This window comes from Streptomyces actuosus (genome assembly GCF_016921115.1).
GTDB lineage: Bacteria > Actinomycetota > Actinomycetes > Streptomycetales > Streptomycetaceae > Streptomyces > Streptomyces actuosus_A.
In genome coordinates, this window is record NZ_JAFFZS010000001.1 from 609,048 (window position 1) to 631,553 (window position 22,506).

General features: G+C 72.3%; 15 protein-coding genes and 4 pseudogenes. 9 read left to right on the forward strand and 10 right to left on the reverse strand.

What is annotated here, in order from left to right:
• Positions 1–162 precede the first annotated feature (162 nt).
• Complete coding sequence (locus tag JS756_RS02695) at positions 163–2,301, forward strand: helix-turn-helix domain-containing protein (protein ID WP_205381239.1); 2,139 nt, start codon at positions 163–165, stop codon at positions 2,299–2,301.
• Positions 2,302–2,383: 82 nt separating this feature from the next.
• Here JS756_RS02695 and JS756_RS37500 read toward each other — a convergent pair whose 3' ends face one another.
• From JS756_RS37500 to JS756_RS02710, 4 genes are all read right to left on the reverse strand, one after another.
• Entirely contained in the window at positions 2,384–2,506 is a 123-nt protein-coding gene (locus JS756_RS37500; RefSeq protein ID WP_275892633.1) for a hypothetical protein, read from the reverse strand.
• On the reverse strand, positions 2,503–2,814 hold the full coding sequence (locus JS756_RS02700; protein WP_205381240.1) for a hypothetical protein: 312 nt from the start codon (positions 2,812–2,814) through the stop codon (positions 2,503–2,505). The genes JS756_RS37500 and JS756_RS02700 overlap by 4 nt, the downstream gene beginning before the upstream one ends.
• Positions 2,815–2,865: 51 nt before the next feature.
• A complete protein-coding gene (locus JS756_RS02705) occupies positions 2,866–4,512 on the reverse strand; it encodes a phospholipase C (protein WP_205381241.1) in 1,647 nt (548 codons plus the stop codon).
• Positions 4,513–5,168: 656 nt separating this feature from the next.
• The gene (locus tag JS756_RS02710) at positions 5,169–6,812 is read right to left on the reverse strand and encodes a LuxR family transcriptional regulator (RefSeq protein WP_205381242.1); all 1,644 of its coding nucleotides are present in this window, start codon (positions 6,810–6,812) and stop codon (positions 5,169–5,171) included.
• Between the two features lie 594 nt (positions 6,813–7,406).
• Here JS756_RS02710 and JS756_RS02715 point away from each other — a divergent pair.
• A complete protein-coding gene (locus JS756_RS02715) occupies positions 7,407–10,292 on the forward strand; it encodes a M4 family metallopeptidase (RefSeq protein WP_205381243.1) in 2,886 nt (961 codons plus the stop codon).
• A 205-nt stretch (positions 10,293–10,497) separates the two neighbouring features.
• On the opposite strand, the pseudogene JS756_RS02720 reads toward JS756_RS02715, so the two are convergent.
• A pseudogene (locus tag JS756_RS02720) lies at positions 10,498–10,899 on the reverse strand (enoyl-CoA hydratase-related protein); the annotation flags it as partial.
• Positions 10,900–10,993: 94 nt separating this feature from the next.
• A pseudogene (locus JS756_RS02725) lies at positions 10,994–11,959 on the reverse strand (AMP-binding protein); the annotation flags it as partial.
• Between the two features lie 543 nt (positions 11,960–12,502).
• Here JS756_RS02725 and JS756_RS02730 point away from each other — a divergent pair.
• A complete protein-coding gene (locus tag JS756_RS02730) occupies positions 12,503–12,802 on the forward strand; it encodes an NIPSNAP family protein (RefSeq protein WP_205381244.1) in 300 nt (99 codons plus the stop codon).
• 414 nt (positions 12,803–13,216) lie between these two features.
• On the opposite strand, the gene JS756_RS02735 is transcribed toward JS756_RS02730, so the two are convergent.
• The gene (locus JS756_RS02735) at positions 13,217–14,410 is read right to left on the reverse strand and encodes an MBL fold metallo-hydrolase (RefSeq protein WP_205381245.1); all 1,194 of its coding nucleotides are present in this window, start codon (positions 14,408–14,410) and stop codon (positions 13,217–13,219) included.
• Positions 14,411–14,640: 230 nt separating this feature from the next.
• Between JS756_RS02735 and JS756_RS02740 the strand changes: the two genes are divergently transcribed.
• From JS756_RS02740 to JS756_RS02760, 5 genes and pseudogenes are all read left to right on the forward strand, one after another.
• Complete coding sequence (locus JS756_RS02740) at positions 14,641–14,784, forward strand: hypothetical protein (RefSeq protein WP_205381311.1); 144 nt, start codon at positions 14,641–14,643, stop codon at positions 14,782–14,784.
• Positions 14,785–14,969: 185 nt separating this feature from the next.
• Positions 14,970–16,214 carry a sigma-54-dependent transcriptional regulator family protein gene (locus tag JS756_RS02745; RefSeq protein WP_205381246.1) on the forward strand — a complete coding sequence of 415 codons (1,245 nt, stop codon included), beginning with the start codon at positions 14,970–14,972 and terminating at the stop codon, positions 16,212–16,214.
• A gap of 115 nt (positions 16,215–16,329) precedes the next feature.
• Complete coding sequence (gene adh, locus JS756_RS02750; protein WP_205381247.1) at positions 16,330–17,847, forward strand: aldehyde dehydrogenase; 1,518 nt, start codon at positions 16,330–16,332, stop codon at positions 17,845–17,847.
• A gap of 153 nt (positions 17,848–18,000) precedes the next feature.
• Positions 18,001–18,225, forward strand: a pseudogene (locus JS756_RS36485) (IS701 family transposase); the annotation flags it as partial.
• A gap of 195 nt (positions 18,226–18,420) precedes the next feature.
• Positions 18,421–20,106 (forward strand): ribonuclease J, encoded by a 1,686-nt coding sequence (locus tag JS756_RS02760; RefSeq protein ID WP_205381249.1) that lies wholly within the window; start codon positions 18,421–18,423, stop codon positions 20,104–20,106.
• Positions 20,107–20,460: 354 nt separating this feature from the next.
• Here JS756_RS02760 and JS756_RS02765 read toward each other — a convergent pair whose 3' ends face one another.
• Complete coding sequence (locus tag JS756_RS02765) at positions 20,461–20,949, reverse strand: GNAT family N-acetyltransferase (RefSeq protein WP_205381250.1); 489 nt, start codon at positions 20,947–20,949, stop codon at positions 20,461–20,463.
• 258 nt (positions 20,950–21,207) lie between these two features.
• Between JS756_RS02765 and JS756_RS36490 the strand changes: the two are divergent.
• Positions 21,208–21,504: pseudogene (locus tag JS756_RS36490) on the forward strand (DNA cytosine methyltransferase); the annotation flags it as partial.
• A gap of 22 nt (positions 21,505–21,526) precedes the next feature.
• On the opposite strand, the gene JS756_RS38495 reads toward JS756_RS36490, so the two are convergent.
• Both JS756_RS38495 and JS756_RS38500 read right to left on the reverse strand, forming a co-directional pair.
• Positions 21,527–22,138 (reverse strand): protein kinase domain-containing protein, encoded by a 612-nt coding sequence (locus tag JS756_RS38495; protein WP_438817279.1) that lies wholly within the window; start codon positions 22,136–22,138, stop codon positions 21,527–21,529.
• Between the two features lie 17 nt (positions 22,139–22,155).
• Positions 22,156–22,458, reverse strand: coding sequence for a protein kinase family protein (locus JS756_RS38500; RefSeq protein ID WP_438817280.1), 303 nt, complete (start codon positions 22,456–22,458; stop codon positions 22,156–22,158).
• Between the last annotated feature and the right edge of the window lie 48 nt (positions 22,459–22,506).

Genomic DNA, 22,506 nt, shown 5'->3' on the forward strand with positions numbered 1-22,506 from the left:
AGCCACCGCCACCCGCCCGGCTCTCATGTGAAGTCCTGTCAGCCGCAGGACCGATACGCATGTGCCGCAGGTCTTTACGCGCGAGTAACTCACCAGTAACCTCCGCTCGGTGCAGCCCGCGCGATCCCCCACCCCCCACCCCCCACCTCTGGCCACGCCGACATGCCGACCGAATGTGAAACCATGCCTTTGGCCGGACACCTTTCCGAAGGCGTCCGAAGCCGCGTTCTGCGAGCCGTGCACGGTGATGCACGGGCCGCAGCCGAGACACTGGGCCTTCTGACGGACCGACAGCGAAACGGTGTCGACCCCCTGCCGAGCGAGCCCTCAGAGCTCGCACCCGCCAGGCTGCGGGAACTGCGGCGCCGGATATCCCGCCTGCCCGCCGATACGCGCAGGCTGGTGCTGCTCGCCGCGTGCGACCAGTATCCGGTGGCGACGAACGCCTTCTCGCGAGCGGTGGTGGCCGCCGGCATGGACAGTCGGGCGGTGGCTCCGGCGGAGGCCGCCGATCTCGCCCACCACTCGGCCACCGGTATCACCTTCCACGACCGCTGGGCCTGCATCGCGGTCTATGAGGGCGCTTCGGTAGTGGACCGGAGGGAGGCTCACTGCCTGCTGGCGCGCGTACTCCACCACGACAGCGAGGCGCCTGAGCGTGCCTGGCATCGCGGTGCTGCGGCTCTCGGGCCCAGCAAGCGACTCGCCGCCGAGCTCGAAGCAGCAGCGCATACTGCCCGCCGCCACCGCAGGCACACTTTGGCTTGTGCTCTGCTGGAGCGGGCCGCCGCACTGCATCCGGACCACGGCAGCAGCGCCACACTGCTCGGAGAAGCCGCCACGGACGCCTGGCACGCCGGGGATTCCGACCGGGCCCGCCGACTCGCCAGGGCAGGCGGCGACACCGCGATGCTCGGTGTCCTCGCGCTGCGCGGCGGCGATGCCGGCGAGGCCTTCGAGGATCTGCTGTCGGCCGCGGCCGGGTGTGCGGAGCGTGACCCCGAGCGTGCCGCCCACCTGTTGGCCCGTGCCACCGAGGCCCTGGTCTACTCAGGGGACCTGCGACGGTGCCGTGAGGCCGTCGAGGTGGCCCTCCGATGCCGCCTGACGCCACCTGGGACGCTGACCGGACTCGCCGCTGCCGCCGAAGGCGACTACGACGGGGCCCGTCGGGCGCTGCAGAGCGCTCCGAGGCGCGGGGCTCCCCAGCAGGACCCCATCCTTCTCATCCACGACGGCGTTGCCGCGATGTTGCTCGGGGATCCCGTCCGGGCTCGTTCGGCGACCATGCGGGCCGCCGCCGCGGCACGCATCCGCAACGACGGTGCTGCGCTGCCCCAGGCACTGGAGTTCCGGAGTTACGCCGAGTTCTGGTGCTCGCGTCCCCAGGCCACCGAGGCGGCGGTACGAGAAGCTTTGCGGCAGGCCCAAGAGAGCGGACAGGACAGCGGCGCCTGTCATCTCCGAGCCGCACTCGCCATGTGCGCCGCCATCCGGGGCGACCGGGAAACCTGCCAGTCGCAGGCGGAGGCGGCGACAGAGTACGCGCTGCCACGGGGACTCGGGCTCGCCTCGGCCCTCAGCTTCTGGGCGCAGGCATTCCTCGACCTCGGTGCGGGCCTGCCGGCGGCGGCCGTCGCACGCCTGCGCGCGCTCATCAGCAACGGGCACCCTGTCATTCGGCATCTCGCCACCCCGCACTACGTCGAAGCCGCCGTCCGCACCGGCGACACGGCCCTCGCCCACCACGCCCTCGACTTCTACGAGCGCTGGGTCGACGCCGTCGGGTCCGACACCCACCGCGCCCTCGTCGCCCGTTGCCGAGCTCTGCTCGCCGCCGGGCCGGAGGCCGACGCGTACTTCCGCACCGCCCTGGACCTCCACACCACCGGCGTCCAGGACTTCGAACGTGCTCGCACGGAGCTGTTCTTCGGCTCTGCCCTGCGCCGCTCCCGCCGACGTGCCGAGGCGCGTGACCGGCTCCTCAGCGCACTGCAGTCGCTGGAGCACTTCGGCGCTCCGCAGTGGGCCGCCCAGGCACGAGCCGAACTGCGGTCCCTCGGTGAGGCGGCTCTGCCCAGAACCGCTGTCGGCGAACAGGACGACCTCACGCAACGGCTCACGCCCCAGCAACTGGTGATAGCCCGCATGGCTGCCGAAGGCGCCACCAACCGTGAGATCGCAGCCCAGCTCCTTCTCAGCCCCCGCACCATCGACCACCACCTCCGTGGAGTCTTCACGCGTCTCGACATCCGGTCCCGCATCGAACTCGCCCGCGTCCTCCTGCCTCGGGACGCCTGACGGCGGGTGCGACCGCGGGGGGCGAGCCGCGGAGCGCGCAGCCCTCCGCTCGGGAGGCGCCGCCCTTCTCCGGCAACGACCGTCAGGGGGGCATCACCGCCTGCGGTCCGGCGCTCGGCGGTCTGCTCATCCCGGGCGGCGCCCGGGCGGCCTGCGCCAGGCCGCCCAGCCAGGCCAGGTCGCCGGGCGGCAAGCGGACCTTCACCTCCGTGCTCCACCACCCCGACCGGCGCTCAGCCGCCCGTCGCCCCCCAGCCACACCAGCGCGGCCGTCACGAGTGCGGCCGTGCCCGTTTCCAGGGTGAGGGGGACGCTGGGCGGGTAGCGGGGAGAACGGCTGCCGGGCAGGCTGCGGAACTTCTCCGGGACGCCGGTTCCGGGGGCGGCGGCCCACTGGGCCGGACCGCCGGTACCGAGCATCCAGTGGGCGGCGCGGATGGCGGGACGATCGTGGAGGTGGGCTCCTGCGCCCGTGAGGAGGGGGAAGTCCACGTCGAAGGATGCGGTGACCACCGGGGCGCGGTGCCGGCGGTGGGTGCCCACAGGCGCACGCCGCGACCGGGGTCACCGGGGTACGGCCGGGCGTGCAGGGGTGGACTCCTGGGCCGGCATGCTGTTGGCCTGGGGCAGCGGGTAGGGGATGCCGACGCCCAGGGTGCCCGCCAGGGCGTTGAGCACCGCCTGCTCTGCGACTTCGGTGTCGCCCAGCGAGACCGGCGGGAGGTGGGGGAAGGCGGTGGTGGGTGCCTGGGTCAGGTTGAGGGCACCGGTGAAGTCGTGGGTGACGCCGCGGCGCCAGGTCGAGAGGTTGGGTACCTCCACTCCGAAGCGTGTCTCGATGAAACGCAGTACCGAGGTGTGGTCCAGTGTGCCGGAGTAGCGGTATCCCCCCGCGCTGAAGGGGGAGATGACCAGTGCAGGGGTCCGGAAGCCGAGCCCTGTCGGCCCGTCGACGCCGCCTGCGGCGCTCGGCAGCGTGGCCAGCCACTCGCCGGGGGTGCCCTCGGGTGCCGTGGGAGGGGTGATGTGGTCGAAGAAGCCGCCGTTCTCGTCGTACACCACCAGTACCACGGTCTGGGCCCACACATCCGGGTTGGAGACCAGGATGGACAGCACCTGCTGTACGAAGTACTCCCCGTAGTGCGGTGGTGCAGCGGGATGTTCGCACTCGGCCAGCGGCGGGATGATCCAGGACACCGAGGGAAGTCTGCCCGAGGCCACGTCGGCCTTGAACGTGGCCGGGTAGCTGGGCGTGAGCCCCCGCCCGACCAGTTCGATGCCGGTACGGGAGAACGGGTTGGTGTAGTTCTTGAAGTACGGGAGCGGGTTGATCGCGAGCACGCCCAGCGGGTCGTTGTAGACCTTCCAGCTCACCCCGGCTTCGAGCAGCCGCTCCGGCATGGTCTCCCAGCTGAGCTTGCCGTACTCGGCCAGGCGGTTGCCGAAGGTCTGCACCACCGGGCCGCCGTGCTCGCCCTCCGGATCGATCGAAGCGGACATCAGCATCAGCCGGTTGGGGTCGGTCGGACCGAGTACCGAGCAGAAGTACCCGTCGCAGATGGTGAACGCGTCGGCCAGGGCGTAGTAGAACGGCAGGTCCTGGCGGGTGAAGTAGCCCATCGTGACGGGCCCGTTGGCAGCGCCGTCCGCATCGAGGTGGGCGTCGACGAAGGAGTCCATGGCGCCGCCGTTCCAACTGCGGTGCTGCGTCGCCCAGCTGTGGGAGACGTCGTTGGTGCTCTGGCCGTTCTCCAAGGGAGGCCTGCTCTGCAGGCGGAAGGGCTGCAGATAGCCGGAGGGCGTGACACCCACGCCCGGCTGGAAGCCGAACTGGTCGAACACGGGGTAGTCGTGCCCGTTCCTGCTCTGCGTGCGCACATCGGGGTCGCTGAAGCCACGCACCTGGGACAGCGTGCCGAAGTAGTGGTCGAACGAACGGTTCTCCTGCATCAGCACCACGACGTGCTCGATGTCGCTGAGGCCGGCCGAACTGCTGGCTGCCGCAAGGGCGGTGTCCAGCAGCCGGGACTGGTCGGAGTTCGGCCGTCCTTCCGCGCCCTTGCCGATCAGTGCCGCCGCGCCCGCTGCCGAGGCACCGGTGATCAGTCCGCGCCGGGTGAGCCCAGGGCGTACGTCGGCGCCGGGTACCTGTTCGGGTGCGCGGTCCGGTCTGGCGGAGCCCGCTTCGGGCGTGACGGGTCTGTGCTGCAAGTCGTGCCGGATGTCGTTCACTCAATCCTCCGCAGTGGGGGTGCCGAACGAGCACAGGGTGTGGTGCGGATGATCTGTGGTCGTGAGCATGTCAGGAATCGAGCGGATGGCACGTCAGGTTACTTATGAGTTCACGACTCGTGAAGCCGTCGCGCACGGATCCTTCTCCGCCGCGCCACCCGGCGCCGGGCGCCACCTGTCCGACGCAGACGTCGGCATCCGGTGCGCTGCGCCGGAAATCGCGGTCTCGGGTCTCTTGCCGGTCTTCGGCGGCCGGCGGTGCGACCTCGGTGAGGTGGTCGGCGAGGGGGATCCGAGGATCACCTCGGCGGTCCTGATCCAGGTGAAGGGCCTGGAGTCCTCGTTCCACGAGTTGATCCAGCTCCTGATGTCGCCCTCCGGCGCCTCCGCCGAGGTGTGGACGCCGCGGCGGACGAGCCTGCCCGTCAGCAGACCGAACAACCGCTCCGCCCGGTTGATCCGGGACGAGCCGGTGGGAGTGAGGTGGACGTGGAAGCGGGGGTGTCTGCCGCGCCAGGTCCTGACCCCGGGCTGTTGCGGGTGGGGCAGTCGTCACGCATCAGGTGCACATCAAGGCCGCCGGGAACCGCCTTGTCCATCATGACCAGGGACGACGCCGTCTCCGGCGCAGCACACTACAGCCCGTGCTCGTAGGCGTACGCCACGGCGGCGGCCCGGGAGGAGACGCCCAGCTTGGTGAACATGTTGCTCAGGTGACGGGCGACCGTCCTGTCGCTGATGACGAGCCGGTCCGCGATCTCCCGGTTCGACGCACCGGTCGCGACCAGGCGCAGCACCTCGACCTCACGGGGGGTCAGTCCGCCGGGACCCGGGTGGGCGGCGCCGCCCGCCCGCCGCAGGAGCCGCCGCGCCTCCTCCAGGGCCGGGGCGGCACCCAGGTGCTCGAAGACCCGTCCGGCGGCCTGCAGCTCCATCTCGGCCGTGTCGTGGTCGCCGATCCGGAGGCAGGCCCGCGCCAGTTGCAGGCGTACCCGCGCCGTCTCGTAGGGAGCGTCCATCTCGTGCCAGGCGGCCGAGGCGCTGCGCAGGGCGGCGCACGCGGCCTCCGATTCGCCGGCGGCGAGGAGCAGGGAGCCGTGCGCGTACGCCACCACCGCGCGCAGGTAGGGCGAGTCGAAGCCGGCGGCGATCCGGTCGAGCTCGTCCGCGGCGTCCCGCGCGGCGTCGACGGATCCGGCGGCGAGCTCGATCTCGACGCAAGCGGCCAGCAGCCGGGGCCGCTCCTCGGGCCCGCGGGTCTCGGCGACGGCCCGGCGGATCGCGGCGGCCGCGTCGTCGACGCGGCCCTGTGCCAGCCGGAGCAGTGCCAGGCCCGGCTGCGCCGGGTGCCCGTGGCCGACGGCCTCGCGGTAGCACTGCTCGGCCCGGGAGTGGGCGCCGCGCAGTCGGTGCAGTTCGCCACGCTGGTACAGCGCCATACCCATCACCGGGTCGCCGGGCGGGTCGGACAGGTGCTCGCAGGCCCGCCGCGCCTCGTCCATGGCATCGGCCCACTCGCCCCGCAGCTGCATGATCTCCGACCGGTGCACCAGGCACTGGCCCCGGTACGGCTTGAGGTCCTGCTGCGCGGCGCACCAGCGGCTCAGCGCGGCCGTCCACTCCTGCACGCGGCGGAGGTCGAACACCCCGCGGCAGGCCAGGATCACGGCGCAGTAGACGATCCCCGCGGTGATCGGCGACACCTCGCCCGTCGTCACCGCCACCATCGCCTCGTCCAACAGCGCCACGCCCCGCGCCACCCCGCCCAGCGCGACCAGCGCCTGGCCCCGTCCCAGCGTCCCGAAGGCCCGCAGGTCGGCGTCGTCGAACCGCTCGGCGATGCCGGTGATCTCCACGAACGCGCGGTGTGCGGCCTCGGCGTCGCCGCCGTCCAGCGCCTGCAGCGCCGCAGGGATGCGCAGGTAGCCCTGCTCGGCGCAGTCCAGTGCGGTGTCCGTGAGGATGTGCTGCGCCCGTGCCAGCCATCCGCCGCCCCGGGCCTCCTCGCCGCGCAGGACGAGCATGATGCCGAGCCAGAACGCGGACCGTACGGCGGGCGAGGCCTCGCCTTGAGCCAGGTGCGCGTGGTGGGCTCGCTCCCAGGACCCGGCCGCCGCATCGAAGGCGCCGATCAGGTACGCCGCTCGCGCCATCCGGTCGAGATCGCCGGCGGGCAGCGGACGCTGCCGGTCCGCGGCCGACAGGTGCTCGTACGCGTCCCGCCAGGCCGACCGCTCGTACGCGGAGAGACCCTGTGCGCGCGGATCGACGGTGGCCATGCATGCTCCCGGGCGACGACGACCGGTGGGCACCCCTTGTGGGAAGCATACGTGCCGACCCGCGGACCGGGTCCGGGCCCGCGGCGGCTTCCGCCACCGCCTTCCACCGCGGGGCGTGCGGCCGGGCCCGGCGGGCAGGGACGCACGCGACCCTCGGGGCAGCGCGGGGCCGGCTCCGGCCCGGGTCCGTCGCAGGGACTCCGGCGTCCCTGCACCGGGGCGCTCCCGGTGCACGCCACTCCGGTACCCCCGACCGGGTTGTCCACGCCCGCCCCGGTTCCGCCCGGGGACCGTCGTCGCGGCGGCTCCGACCGCCCTCGGACGCACTGTCGATTTCAGGTCTCGCCGCGGCCCGGGACGCGAGCCGGGCCGCGCACCCGCCGGGCCCCGCGGTGACCCGCCGGGCCCGGGCCCGGTGCCGCCTCGCGGTCCGCGGGAGCCGCGCGCGGTGTGGTCCGGAAGTCGCCTGCGGCGGCTCCTGCCCCGTTGATGCGTCACCGCACCGCGGGTTACATGTCCCTGCCCGGCCGCGCAGGGCGGCCGGACCGCATTCCACACACCCGTGGTGATGGGGGGAACATGCGTTCGACCGGCATGGGTTCGAAGGATTCGGCGGAGTTACGCACGGCGGGGGCGAGAGCCGGAGCGGGGGCGAGAGCCGGAGCGGGGGCAAGGTTTCGACGAAGCGGCATATCCAGTGCGGCGGCGCTCATCGGCGCCGCCGCACTGCTCGTCTCGGCGCCGGACGCCGTCGCGAGCGCGGCGGGCGACGAGCCCCTGCCGAGCCCCGGCGAGGTGATCCCCGGGCAGCGGACCGCGACACCGTCGCTGGTCGACGGGATCCGGGAGCGGGCACCGGCCGCCCGCGACGCGGCGGGCGCGGCGACGGCCCACCTGGCCGCGCGGACGGAGCGCTACCGGATACCGGCTCCCGCCCGGGACCTGGAGCCCGTGGCCACGGTCACCGGCGACGGCAGCGAGACGGTCCGGCTGCAGCAGCGGTACCACGGCGTGCCGGTCCTCGGCGGACAGTACGTGGTCCGCATGGAGACCGAGGGCGGCAGCAGGGTCGTCACCGGCACCTCGGGGAAGTACTTCACCGGGCTGGACACCGGCACGACGGCAACCGTCGGCGACGACCTCGCCGTCGAGCGCGCGGTCGACGCCGTACGCACCGAACTGGACGGACGGCGCTTCGACGGGCCGGCGCACGGCGAGGCCGACGTCCCGCAGCTCACCGGGGTCTCCAGCGGCCTCGTCGTGCTGCCCACCGGCACCGGTGTGCTGACCCGGCACATCACGGTGCGGGGCCAGGCCCCCGGGCACGCCGAGCCGGTGCTGCGCGAGGTGTACATCGACGCCCGGGCCGGGTACCCGGTGCTCCAGTACAGCGGGCTCGCGACGTTCGACGCACCGGCCGCGGCCCCCGCCCGCGGAGCGGCCGGCGTCCGGGCCGCCGAGCCCGCCGGGGAGGCTTCGTCGGGGACCGAGGCCGCGGGGTCCGGGGTACGGCTCAACGGCCGCGCCACGCACCTGCGGGTGACCCGGGACGACGCCCTCGGCGCCTATGTGCTGCGCGACCGGTCGAGGACCCGCAACGGCTCCGACAATGTCCTGTCCACCTGGGACGCCCGCGGCACCTGGGTGTCCGACGTCGTCGGCAAGTGGCCCGACGGCATCAAGGAGTTCGCCTCGCCGACGGCCGAGTTCGGCGCCGAGGCGACCGATGCCGGCGCGGTGGACGCGCACTGGGCCGCCGGCCAGGTCTACGACTACTACCGGGACACCTTCGGGCGCGAGAGCCTCGACGGCCGCGGCATGGCCGTGAAGTCGCTGGTCGGGATCACCAACTACGGGCAGCCCTACGTCAACGCCTTCTGGGACGGCCAGAAGATCGCCTACGGCACCGGCGACGCCGAGTACCGCCCGCTGTCCGCGTCGCTGGACGTCGTCGGCCACGAACTGACGCACGGGGTGATCTCCCACTCCGCGAACCTCGTCTACGCGGGCCAGTCCGGCGCCATGAACGAGGCGATCGCGGACTACTTCGGCAACGCCATCGAGACGCACGCCTACCGCATCCCCATGGACGACCCCGACGCGGGGCTGATGGGCGAGACGCTGTGCCGCACGAAGGCGCCACGGGCCTGCTCCTTCCGCGACCTGAACGACGGGCGGACCACCGCCGCGTCCTTCCTCGGCGTCGGCTTCGGCACCGACAACGGCGGCGTCCACCTCAACTCCACCCTCTTCTCCGGCGCGTTGTGGGACATCCGCGAGGACCTCGGGCCCGCCCGCGCCGACGCCGTGGTGTACAAGGCACTCACCGAGTACCTGACCCCGCTCGACGGCTTCACCGAGGGCAGAGCCGCGGTGATCGCGGCGGCCAAGGACCTCGACGTGCGCGGCAAGGACCTCAAGAACGTCCGGCGCGCCTTCGACGCGCACGGCATCGTGCCCCATTGGGAGCGCGCCCTGGGCATCGACTCGGACCTGCTCCTCGGCCGGGTCGACACCACCGGTTCCGCGCTGGGCGCGAGCGGCACGTGGTGGGTGGCGTCCCAGTCGAACGAGGACGGCTCCGAGCCCTACTCGGTGTGGGCCGGACGCACGAACGGCAAGGGCCGGCTCAAGCTGATCAGCCCCAACGACGGCCGCTACCACGTCAATCCCGCCACCGACGGCACCACCGTGGTCTGGCAGGCGTACGGCGAGAAGTCCGTGGAGATCCTGGCCCGGCCGCTGGCCGGTGGACCGATCAGGACCCTGTGGTCCGGCCGCAGCGCGGGCTCCCACCTGGCGGTCGAGGGCGACGTCGTGGTCTTCGACCACAGCGCCCGCGCCGGGCTGCGGAACGTGATGCACCTGAGGATGAGCGACCCGGACAGCCTGGTGCGGCTGGGCGGCGGCCGGTACCACAGGACGAGCTTCCCCTCGCTCCGCAACGGCAGGATCGCCTACCAGGAGACCCGGCGTGTCGCAGCCGTGTACGAGTACAGCACCCGCGTGCTGGACCTGACGACCGGTGAGGACACCGTGGTGCAGCAGGCGGCCCCCGGCACGAGCCTCGGCCCGACGGCCCTCAGCGGCGACCGTGTGCACTGGCTGCTCGACGAGGTCTGGGGCAACGGCACCACAGCCCTGCGCAGCGCGCGGATCGACGGCTCGGACGTCACGGACCTCAGCCCGGAGAACGGTCCCGGGGCGCTCGACGTCATGGATCTGACCGCGTCGAACGAGGCGGTGACGATGGTCGCCAGGGTCCCGGACACCGAGATCCGCAACAAGTCCCTCGCCAAGCTCTGGCAGTTCTCGCCCGCACGCCCGGGCGGCGAGACGCTCAAGCGGCGGGTGTCCTGCAACCGGGGTGAGCAGTTGTTCCCCGCCGCCGCGGCGGGCACCCGGGTGGTGTGGCTGGACTCCACCACCGGCATCAGCAGCGTGGTGACGCGCTCCCGGCCCGCCGGCACCTGCGCCTGACCCCGCGGCACCCGGCACGACGGCCCCGGCCGGAGCGGTCCGTCCGCCCCGGCCGGGGTCCGGCACGGTCCGCCCCGCACCGGTGTCACCGGCCCGGGGAAGCGCCGCCGCGATCGCCCCGGGGGGGGCGGACCGGCCGGGCACCGGCAGGCCCCCGCCCCCTCCCTGGCGGCGCGGGCGGACCCTCGTGCCGCCGGGGCGGCGGTCAGCGCCCGGTGAACTCCGGCGGGCGCTTCTCCAGGAAGGCCCGCATCCCCTCCTTCTGGTCCTCCGTCGCGAACAGGGCGTGGAACGAGCGCCGCTCGAACCGCAGCCCGTGGCTCAGCCCCACTTCCAGGGCCTGGTCCACGGCCTCCCGGGCCGCACGCACCGCGGCCCGGCCGTACCCGGCCACGGTCGCCGCGGCCTCGGCCACCTCCCGGTCGAGCCCGTCCGAGGGCACCACCCGGGAGACCAGACCGGCGCGTTCGGCCTCCTCGGCGCCCATCCGGCGGCCCGTCAGGATCAGGTCCAGCGCCTTGGCCCGCCCGACCAGCCGGGTCAGACGCTGGGTGCCGCCGATGCCGGGTATCACCCCCAGCAGGATCTCCGGCTGGCCGAACACCGCCCGGCGGTGCAGGCGGGCGGGGGCCGTGGCCCCCGGTGCAGCGCCGGGACCAGGCATCGGCCAGAGCACGCGGACACGGCTCCCCCGCGACGGCCACCACCCGTACCCGGGCGCAGGACTCGGGATCGATCGTGGCGAGCACGCTGGGCGTCGCGACGATCACGTCCACGTCGCGCACCGCGCGGGCCGCGTCGGGTCCGCGCACGACCAGGGTCGCCCCGTGCGAGAGCGCTCCGAGGATCTCCCACGCGGCCATGTCGAAGGCGATGTTGAGGATCTGGCCGACCCGCCAGCCGGGCCGTATCCCGAGGTCCCCCGGTGCGGTGAGCAGCAGGTTGCAGACGTTGCGGTGGGTGACGGCGACCCCGTTGGGACGCCCGGTCGTGCCGGACGTGAACAGGACGTAGCAGACGTCGTCGGGCTGGACCAGGCGCAGCGGCCGGAAGCCGGCGGCGTCCGCGGGCAACGCCTCCTCCATCACCCGGTCGACGGCCGTCAGGCGCGTACCCGGTGGCAGGGCGAGGGTCTTCTCGTAGGCCGATGTCGTCAGCACGACGGTGATGTCGGCGGCACGCACGACGTGCTCCAACTGCGAGGCGGGCGCCAGCGCCGCGTCCTGGGGCACATAGGCGGCACCCGTCTTGAGGACGGCGACCAGGCCGACCAGCATGGGCAGCGAGCGGCGCAGGAACAGCCCGACGCGGTCGCCGGGGCGCACTCCCTGCGCGGTGAGCAGGGCGGCGAGGCGGTTCGCCCGCGCGTCCAGCTCACCGTAGGTGATGGACCGTCCCTCGTGCTCGGCGGCCACCGCGTCCGGCAGGGCCTCGGCGTACTCCTCGACGGGGTGGTGGATGCAGGGGTGCGACGGTGCGGCATCCGGCCCCTGCCCGAACTCCCGCAGCAACCACCGCTGCTCCTGCGGGAGATGGGCCAGGGGAGCCGGGTTCCAGGGGTGCTCCGGCGACTGTGGGCCGCGAGGACGACGGCTTCGGGCAAGGGCGTCGCCCGTACGGGGTGCCCACGGCGGTGCCGGGGCCGCCAGGGACAGCTGGTCGGTCATCTCAGTGCTCCCGGGTCGGAAGAGGTAGGGACGCGGCGGGCGAACGGACCCGTCGGCGCCGCCATCGAGAACACCAAGCGTTGGGCCCGTTGAACACGTGAACGGGCGTCGCGTCAGACTTCGGTAAGAGTCGCGGGCGCGCCGGCTCCGGGGGGCCGAGCGGGCCGGGGCCCCGCAGGGGTCGGCGGGCGGCACGGACGGGCCGGCCGGGCGACTCGTGTCGGGGGCTCACGCAGGGTTCGACTCACGCCGGGTGAGCCCCTGCTGAACGGCTTTGCAGGCGGCGTTCGGCCGTGAGGCCGGTCTCCCCGGCGCGGCTTCCGGTCCTCGGCAGGGCAGGAACGGCGCGGTACGGCCCGTTGCACGACGCTCCGCCGGGAGCGGGACACGAACGAACTGATCGGGTCCGGCAGGCTTGCGACGCGCCCCACGTCGGCCGCACCGGGTGGGAACGGACGCGGACGGATCCTGGCGGAGGACGCGCTCCACAGGGGGAGCAGAATGGGACCGTGGGAATCGACACGGGCGACTTGGGGGAATCCAGTGACCGGCAGTGAGTCGAGTGTCCACATCGTCATCATGCGCCTGCGTCCCGGCACGAGCCGAGAGGGGTTTCTCGACGCCACCCGCCGGATGGCGGACTGGCTGCAGTCGCAGCCCGGATTCCTGGGTTACGAACTCTACGAGGCCGAGGACCACTGGGCCGATCGTCTCGAGTGGGCCAGTACCACCCACGCCGAGAAAGGCAGGCAGGCGTTCCTGACGACGGAGATCTACACCGAGTTGATCCGGTATGTGGCTGACGACCACCAGGGACTCATCGGCCGCCGCGTGCAGTGGTGAGGGCGCTGCGCCCCCGCCTCCCCACCGAGTGGGCCGCGATGCGGTGGCCGAGGGTGCACTCCGCGGCGGCGGTCCGGGCGGAACGCCCCCAAGGGACGGGGCCGGGGGTCGGCGCGGCGGCACCCCCGCACACGGTCCCGGTCCCACCCGCTCCCCGCAGGCCGTCACCGCCGGTCCCGCCTCGGCGTGCTGAGGTCAGAGCGGTTCCAGGTTCTCCCGGTAGCGGCGGATCACGTCCGGGTCGGCCAGGAACGGTATGCCGAAGGCGAGGAGGCCGGTTTCCCCGGTGCGCCCTCACCTCCTGTGCCGCAGCCCCCTGGCCTCGGATGCCCGTCACAGCAGCTCAAGCCCACTCGGCTGCCGCCATGCCTGCACGGCGGCATGGGGACGCGTCACCCGTCGGCCGGAGCGCGGTCAGTGCTCGCCCACGAAGTCGAGATCGTCCTCACGGGTCCCGACGGAGATCTCCGCCGGCTGCGGCCGGCGCCAGGAGGGCATCGTGGGAGGAGCCACGGGTCGCCACCAGCGATCCGTCGGCAGCTTCCCGGCCGGCTCGAACGGCTCGCCGGGCTGCGGCAGCGCGACGGCCTGCCCCGCCTCATCGGCGACGTCCTTCATCCACTCCCCCGGCTCGGCCCAGGCGTGCGGCGCGAGGTTGAAGGTGCCCCAGTGGATCGGCAGGAGCACACCGCCCGGTTCGCCGCCCTGGAGGTCGAGATGGGCGCGCAGGCCCTCCTCGGGCGTCATGTGGATGTCCGGCCAGAACTCGCTGTACGCGCCCACCTGGATCATCGTCGCGTCGAAGGGGCCGTGGGCGGCACCGATGTCCTTGAAGCCCTCGAAGTAGCCGGTGTCGCCGCTGTGGAAGATCCGGTGCTCCTCACCGGCCACGGCCCACGACGCCCAGAGGGTGTGCTGGGTGTTGCGCAGGCCCCGGCCGCAGAAGTGACGGGCGGGTGTGGCGGTCAGGGTGAGGCCGTCGACCCGGGTCGCCTCGTGCCAGTCCAGCTCGCGCAGGCGGGTGGAGGACACGCCCCAGTGTTCGAGGTGGGCGCCGACCCCGAGCGGCACGGCGAACACGGTGTCCGTGCCGGCCAGCGACTTGATCGTGGGCAGGTCGAGGTGGTCGTAGTGGTCGTGCGAGATGACCACGACGTCGACCGGGCCGAGCGCGGCCAGCGGCAGCGGCGCCGGGTGCAGTCGCTTCGGACCGATGAACGGGAACGGGGAGCAGCGCTCGCCCCACACCGGGTCGAACAGCACGCGGCGCCCGTCGATCTCGGCCAGCACGCTGGAGTGGCCCGTCCAGGTCACCCGCAGCCCCGTGGCGGCCGGGCGGGCCAGGTCGGCGAGGGTCGTCGCGTGGACGGGCACGGTGCCCTGCGGAGCGCGGCCCACGCGGGCGTCCTTGTCGAAGTAGACCCGGGCGAAGTCCAGCGCCGACCCGGACGGGCGGGTGCGTGCGACACCGCCCGGGTTCTGGAAGACACCGTCCTTGAAGTGCGGTGACCGGCGGATGCGGGCCATGCGCTCACCACCGGGGTCCGCGCCGAAGGCAGCGGGCCGAAGCGCGCGGGCCCCAGAGCCGGAGAGACGGAAACCGGTCACGGCACCTCCAGAGGAAGTAGGGGTCTTCCATTATGGTCGGCGCCTCCGACAAAGCAGGAACGGGAGGTGCCTCGCGGGAGGCGTGGGACCGCTGCGGGAGGAGAGGGTTCTCTGTGGGATGCGCGGGAGCGGCACCGGAGGCGAGGGGCGGCGCGGGTGGCGGGCCGGCGGCATCGGAACCGGGGATCCGATGCCGGAGCCTCGGGCCCCCTGCCGGAGGCGGGAGAGCCGTGGGTCCCTCACCGGCGACGGGCTCCGTCGGACAGGTGCTGGAGCGCGCCGCAGCCGACGGCAGCAGCCCGCGGGCCGCCGCGCACGCGATCGCCGCCGACCGTCTACCGATGATCGCGGAGCGGTTCGGCCGGTACCGCTGAGCCGCCGCTCCCGGGCCCGTGAGCGGGTCCGCGGCGGCGCGACCTTGCTTTTGCGCACCGCGTGGCCGATAACTCTGTCATCGGCCCGCACCCGGATGCGGGCCCGATCCGCGGGGAACCGCGGGTGCCGAGCACCACCCGGGAGGACCGTGGGCGGTGGTCCCCGGACGACGGCAGGGGAAGTGATGTCACAGCGCAGTGACCTCAGGCGGCGCAGGACGACGCTGGAGAGCGAGTGGACCCGGTGGGTCCCGCGGCTGAAGGAGGCCCCGCTCGCGCCCGGCGGTACGGCGCTGCGGCCCGAGGTGACCGAGTCCTGGCTGCGTTCCCTGAGCAGCGTGGACCCGGAACGCGGCAGCGCGCCGGACGCCGACGGCGACCCGGTGGCGCGCCGCTGGGCCGCCTCCCCGCTGCGGCGGCCGGTCGACGAGCTCGCCGGGGAGCTGAACAGCATCGCCGCCGACGCCGGGTTCGTCACCGGTGTCACCGACGAGTCGGGCACCCTGCTGTGGACGTGCGGCGGGCGCCGCATGCGGCAGCGGGCCGAGCAGGTCAACTTCGCGCCCGGGGGCCGCTGGGACGAGGTCGCCATGGGCACCAACGCGCTCTCCCTCGCGCTGCGCACGGGCCGCCCCAGTACCGTCTTCTCCGCCGAGCACCTGGTGTCGGTCCTGCACGGCTGGGTGTGCTACTGCGCGCCGGTGCACGCACCGGACGGCCGTGTCCTCGGGGTACTGGACCTGTCCACCACCTGGGACCGCTCGCATCCACTGGCCATGTCGACCGTGCGTTCGCTGGTCACCGCGATCGAGAGCAGGCTCGCCGCCGAAGCCCGCGTGCCGGGCACGGCACCGGCCGACCCGGCCTTCCCGGTGCGGCTGAGCTGCCTCGGTGCGGCGCGGGCCGAACGCGGCGGCACACCGCTGCCGGTGCGCCCGCGCCAGCTGGAGATCCTTGCCCTGCTCGCCCTGGAGCCGGACGGATTCAGCCCGGAGCAGTTGCGCGCGGCCCTCTACGGCGACCGGCCGGTGACCGCGTCCACGTTCAAGGCGGAGGTCTCCCATCTGCGCCGCGCCCTCGGGGGCGGCATCACGCCTCGCCGCTACGCCCTGACCACCCCCGTGGCCTGCGACGCGGTGGAGGTGCTGCAGGCCCTGGAACGCGGCGACACCTCCACGGCGCTGCACCACTACCGCGGCCTGCTGCTGCCCCGCTCCGAGGCGCCCGGCGTCGTGGAGTGGCGGGCCCGGATCGAGGTCGCGGTCCGGGAGGCCGTGCTGGCGTCCCGATCCCCGGAGCACGCCCTGCGCTACGGGGACCGCGCCCCGTACGACGTCGCCGTGCACGAGCACGCGCTGCGGCTGCTCGCCCCGGACGACACGCGCCGCTCGATCGCCGTCGGCCGGCTCAGCATCGCGCTGGACGACTGAAGGGCGGCGCACGGGGCCGCGCCAACCTCGCGCCAACCTCGCGGCGTCACAGTGGGCCACGACGCGGCGGCACCGGCCGCCGCAGTGCAGTCACCGTCCTCCGAGGAGAGCCGCCATGGTGTACGCGCAGCCCGGAACAGAAGGCAGCATCGTCGAGTTCGCCCGCCGCTACGACAACTTCATCGGCGGCGAGTGGGTCGCCCCCGTCGACGGCCTGTACTTCGAGAACCCCTCACCGGTGACCGGCCGTCCCTTCACCGAGGTGGCCCGTTCCACGGCGGCCGACGTGGAACTCGCCCTGGACGCCGCCCACCTGGCCGCTCAGAAGTGGGGCCGTACCCCCGCCGCGGAGCGGGCGGCCGTGCTGCTCCGGGTCGCGGACCGGATCGAGGAGCACCTGGAGAAGATCGCGGTCGCGGAGAGCTGGGAGAACGGCAAGCCGGTGCGTGAGACGCTGGCCGCCGACATCCCCCTGGCCGTCGACCACTTCCGCTACTTCGCGGGAGTGGTCCGTGCCCAGGAGGGCAGCATCGCGCAGATCGACCCGGACACGGTCGCCTACCACTTCCCCGAGCCGCTGGGCGTCGTCGGCCAGATCATCCCGTGGAACTTCCCGGTCCTGATGGCCGCCTGGAAGCTGGCCCCGGCCCTCGCCGCCGGCAACTGCGTCGTCATCAAGCCCGCCGAGCAGACCCCGGTCAGCCTGCTGTACGTCATCGACCTGATCGCCGACCTGCTCCCGCCGGGCGTCGTCAACGTGGTCAACGGCTTCGGCCTGGAGGCCGGCAAACCGCTCGCCTCCAGCCCCCGCGTCGCCAAGGTCGCCTTCACCGGCGAGACCACGACCGGCCGCCTGATCATGCAGTACGCCAGCGAGAACATCATCCCGGTGACGCTGGAACTGGGCGGCAAGAGCCCGAACATCTTCCTGCCGGACGTCATGGCGGCCGACGACGACTTCCTGGACAAGGCCGTCGAGGGTTTCGTGATGTTCGCCCTCAACCAGGGCGAGGTGTGCACCTGCCCGTCCCGCGCACTGGTCCACTCGGCCATCTACGACGAGTTCATGGCCCGCTGCGTCGAGCGGACCCGCGCCATCGTCTGCGGCGACCCGCTGGACCCGGCGACCATGATCGGCGCCCAGGCCAGCTCCGACCAGTACGAGAAGATCCTCTCCTACATCGACATCGGCAGGAAGGAAGGCGCCGAGGTCCTCACCGGCGGCGGGCGGCGCACGGTGCCGGGTCTGGAACACGGCTACTACATCGAGCCGACGATCTTCCGCGGCAGCAACGACATGAGGATCTTCCAGGAGGAGATCTTCGGCCCGGTGGTGTCGGTGACGACGTTCGACTCGGTCGACGAGGCCCTGAAGATCGCCAACGACTCCCAGTACGGCCTCGGCGCGGGTGTGTGGAGCCGGGACGGCAACACCGCCTACCGCCTCGGCCGGGAGATCAAGGCCGGCCGCGTGTGGACCAACTGCTACCACGCCTACCCGGCCCACGCGGCCTTCGGCGGCTACAAGAAGTCCGGCATCGGCCGCGAGAACCACAAGATGATGCTCGACCACTACCAGCAGACGAAGAACGTTCTTTGCTCCTACAGCCCCAAGAAACTTGGGTTCTTCTAGTACTGCAGCAGGATTTCGCTGTCTGACCTGGTCTTTCGCCGGGTGGCGGGAGTGTAGCGGGACTTCGGTCGTGCGGGGGCGGTCTCACGGAGACCGCCCCTCGATCGTGCGGCAACGCCGCAGGTAGTGACAGCGGCGGGGCAGCCTCCGAGGGTGATCACCGAGTCTGCCGCCGCGCAGTGGGACCTCGAACTGGACGATCTCTTCCTGACCATCGGGCACCGCTTCGGCCGAGTCGAGCTCCGCCGCCGCAGGCGGGACTACGTACGCGGGCTGCTCGCCCCGGTGGCCCGCAAGAACAGCCGGCAGCTGGCCGAGCAGGCCGGCCACCGCACGCCCGACGGCCTGCAGCACCTCCTCGCCGGATCGAAGTGGGAGCCCGGCCGATGGTGCCGACGAGGTCGTTTTCGGTGCTGGGGGTGACGAGGGTACCGCTTTCACCCCTGCCTGTTCCGGACGCCGGCGTGATCCGATCGTGCCGAGTCACCCGCTGCGGGTATCCCGCTCCGTCGGGAAAGGGAGATCGCACAGGCAATGGATCACCCCGTCCCGCTCTCCGGGTACCGTCAGGGTATGAGTCATCCGCACCCCGAACTGAAAGCCGCCCCACCTCTTCCCGAAGGAGGGCTGCGGGTCATCGCCCTGGGCGGCCTGGGTGAGATCGGCCGCAACATGACCGTCTTCGAGCACGCGGGCAAGCTGCTCATCGTCGACTGCGGCGTGCTGTTCCCCGAGGAGACCCAGCCCGGCGTGGACGTGATCCTGCCGGACTTCACCTCGATCCGGGACCGCCTGGACGACATCGTGGCCGTGGTCCTCACCCATGGCCACGAGGACCACATCGGCGGCGTGCCGTACCTGCTGCGCGAGCGGTCCGACATTCCCGTCGTCGGCTCCAAGCTGACGCTGGCGTTCCTGGAGGCCAAGCTCAAGGAACACGGCATCCGGCCGCGCACAGTGCGGGTACGAGAGGGCGACCGGCGTGGCTTCGGGCCCTTCGACTGCGAGTTCGTGGCGGTCAACCACTCCATCCCCGACAGCCTCGCCGTCGCTGTCCGCACCCGCGCCGGGATGGTGCTGCACACCGGCGACTTCAAGATGGACCAGTTCCCTCTCGACGACCGCATCACCGATCTGCGCGCCTTCGCCCGCCTCGGCGAGGAGGGCGTGGACCTGTTCCTCACCGACTCCACCAACGCCGAAGTACCTGGCTTCACCACCTCCGAGCGTGAGCTGAATCCGGCGATCGAGCAGGTGATGCGCACCGCGCCGCGCCGCGTCATCGTCTCCAGCTTCGCCAGCCACGTGCACCGCATCCAGCAGGTTTTGGACGCCGCCCACCAGCACGGCCGCAAGGTCGCCTTCGTCGGCCGGTCGATGGTCCGCAACATGGGCATCGCCCGTGACCTGGGCTATCTGAAGGTCCCCTCCGGTCTGGTCGTGAGCACGAAGGAGCTGGAGAAGCTCCCGGACCACAAGATCACTCTGGTGTGCACCGGCTCCCAGGGCGAACCGATGGCCGCGCTGTCACGGATGGCCAACCGCGACCACATGATCCGCATCGGTAAGGGCGACACCGTCCTGCTCGCCAGCTCCCTCATCCCCGGCAACGAGAACGCCATCTACCGGGTGATCAACGGACTCACCCGGTGGGGCGCCCACGTGGTCCACAAGGGCAACGCCAAGGTGCACGTCTCCGGGCACGCCAGCGCCGGCGAACTCGTCTACTGCTACAACATCGTCAAACCCCGCAACGTCATGCCTGTGCACGGCGAATGGCGCCACCTGCGGGCCAACGCCGACCTCGCCATCCGCACCGGTGTCGACCCCGACCGGGTCGTCATCGCCGAGGACGGCGTCGTCGTCGACCTTGTCGACGGGCGCGCGTCCATCACCGGCAAGGTCCCCGCCGGCAACGTCTACGTGGACGGCATGGAAGTCGGCGGCGCCACCGAAGCGTCCCTCAAGGACCGCCTCACCCTCGCCGCCGAAGGCGTGGTCACGGTGGTGGCGATCGTCGACGCAGACACCGGCGCCCTCGCCGAGGCCCCCGACTTCCTGGCCCGGGGCTTCGTCCACGACGACACCACCTTCGAGCCGGTCATCCCCGTCATCGAGAAGACCCTGGCCACCGCGGCCGAGGAAGGTGTCGGGGACGCGCGCCAACTCGAACAACTCCTCGCCCGCGCCGTCGCGAACTGGGCGTTCCGCACCCACCGCCGCAAGCCCCTCATCATCCCTGTCATCATCGACGCCTGAACCACAGCCCGGCGGCACGGTCCCGGTCCCGGTTCCGGCCGCGGCCTCGCCGGCATCGACGCCGGGCACGGGAGTAGGCAGCCACCCCGGCAGACCGGGGTGGCAACGCACTCCACATGATGAGTCATCGGAAGGGTGTCGGCCTGCGCGAGCCGTGGAAAAGAGCAGCTCAGCACCACTTTCTCGGCTCGCCGCGCAGCGTGCGGGCGCACAGCGCCTCAAACGAGCGTCACGGCCGAGCGGCCCGCGCCTACTGTTCAGGAAAGGATCGGCTGTGACAGCCGGCTCGCGGCGGGGATCCGCCCCCAACCACCATGCAGGCGAAGCCGGTGCCCCGCCAACCGGCACACCGCGTCATTCCGAAGGAATGCGAAACTCGAATTCGGGACGGTCCCACGGCACGGCGGGCGGGTTCGCGAACGCGGTCCCGGTCCGCACCGCACCAACGCGGTGGTAGAAGTCCTCGGCGGGAAGATGCGACACGACCTTGAGACGGTCGAGCCCGGCGGCACGGGCCTCGGACTGCATGTGCGCCACGAGCAGCCGTCCAATACCCCGTCCTTGCACTTCGTCGGCGACGAACAGCAGGTCGAGCTCCGGTGGAGCGAGGACGAGCGAGTAGAACCCGAGGACCCGGCCTCCCTCCTCGTCGGCGCCGACGGCCACGAAGGCGCGGTGTTCCTCGATGTAATCAGGACCGACCCGGTAGCCCGCGACTGCGGCTGCGTACTTACCCTCGTAGGCACCTGAGCCACGCACGAGCCGCGTGAGCCGTTTGGCATCCCGCGCGACGGCCCTCCGTATCGTGATCGGCTGACTGATCGGAAACGGGCGTGAACTCATCGGGAGAGTATTTCGCACCGGGGAATGCCTTCGTACGGCGGGTCGGCTGCTCGGGCAGGCGTTCCTGCACCGCTCCCGGGAACCGCTCGCCCAGGCCCCGATCGGCCACGTCACTGCCGCCGAATCGGCCGCCCGCAAGCAGCCACTGGACGCCCGAACCGATGCGGAGGAGCTGGAGACCGGTGTGGTCGACGGCTGGTCTCCCTGGGCCTGCCGTGGCGAAGCCGAGCCGGTGCAGTAAAACTCCGAGCCGTCCTCATGAGGCGGATCCTCCCCGACCTGTTCGCCGGCCCCCGCGGCTGGGGCCACGCCCTCACCGTCCCCGGGGCCCGGGACATCGGCCTGGAGTGAGACAGCTGGGCCTGCAAAACCCGGGTTCGAGTCGTTCGGTTGACGATCCGGACCGATGCCGCCCGCTATACCGTATGGATCTTCTCCGGTCGGATTCCCGGGCTGACCGCCTCCCCGCAGTGCCAGGCGTGGTCGATGGCGGGCAAGCGTCTTGGCCTGGTCGACCAGCCGCTCGTCCGCCAGGCAGCCGCGCTCGTCACGGCCGCGGCCACGATCAGCAGGGTGATCACGCGGGGCGTGCGCGAGGGTTCGGCCGGGGTGCACCGGAGAGGTTCGTCGACGCGGCCGAGATCGGCGGGAGGCTCGACCGGGACAGGCGGTGCGACGCACGGCCGGTCAGGGGTGCCAAGAGCGAGTGTGTTGTTCGGATTCGGGTCCGGCCCGAGCGAGGCCAGGAGCTCCTCGGGCGTGGGACGGCCGTCCGGATCCTTGGAGAGGCAGGCGGCGACCAGCGACCGCAACTCCCCCGGCAGCGCAAAGAGATCCGCGGGCTCGTGCAGCGACCGGTACATGAGCCCCATGGGCGTGCCGGTGCCGAACGCGCTGCCGCCGCGACGAGTACGGCCCCGAGTGCGAACACATCGGCGGCACCGCCGACTTCGTCGCCTTGCGCCTGCTCGGGCGCGAGGTGTCCGGGAGTGCCGAAGGCCGCCCCGGTGGCCGTCAGCCAGGTGGACTCCACGGCCCGCGCGATGCCGAGATCGAGGACGCGTGGGCCGTCGTCGGCCATGATGATGTCGCCCGGCTTCAGATCCCGGTGTGCGAGCCCGCAGGCGCGGGCGGTTTGGAGCGCCTCGGCCAGCGTTGCCCCGAGAGACCTCAACTGCTCTTTTTTCATGGGGCTTTGGCGCTTGATCAGCTCGGCGAGCGTGGGCCCGGGGATGTACGCGGTGGCCAGCCGGGCGCCTCCGCGTCGAGATCGGCGTCTACGACCGGAGCCGTGTGGAAACCGCCGACTCTGCGGGCGGCCTCGACCTCTGCGCGGAACCGCTCACGGAAGTGCGGGGCGGCCGCCAGTTCGGAGCGGGCCACCTTGACCGCGACGGCCCGACCGCCCCGTGACCGGGCGAGGTCGACCATTCCCATGCCGCCCGCGCCCAGTTCTCGCTCGGCGGTGTGGACACCGATCCGCCGTGGCAGGTCCGCTCCGTTCTCCATCGCGTGCACGCCTCCCTCTGCGCACGGTCACCCGTACGTGACGCCGTC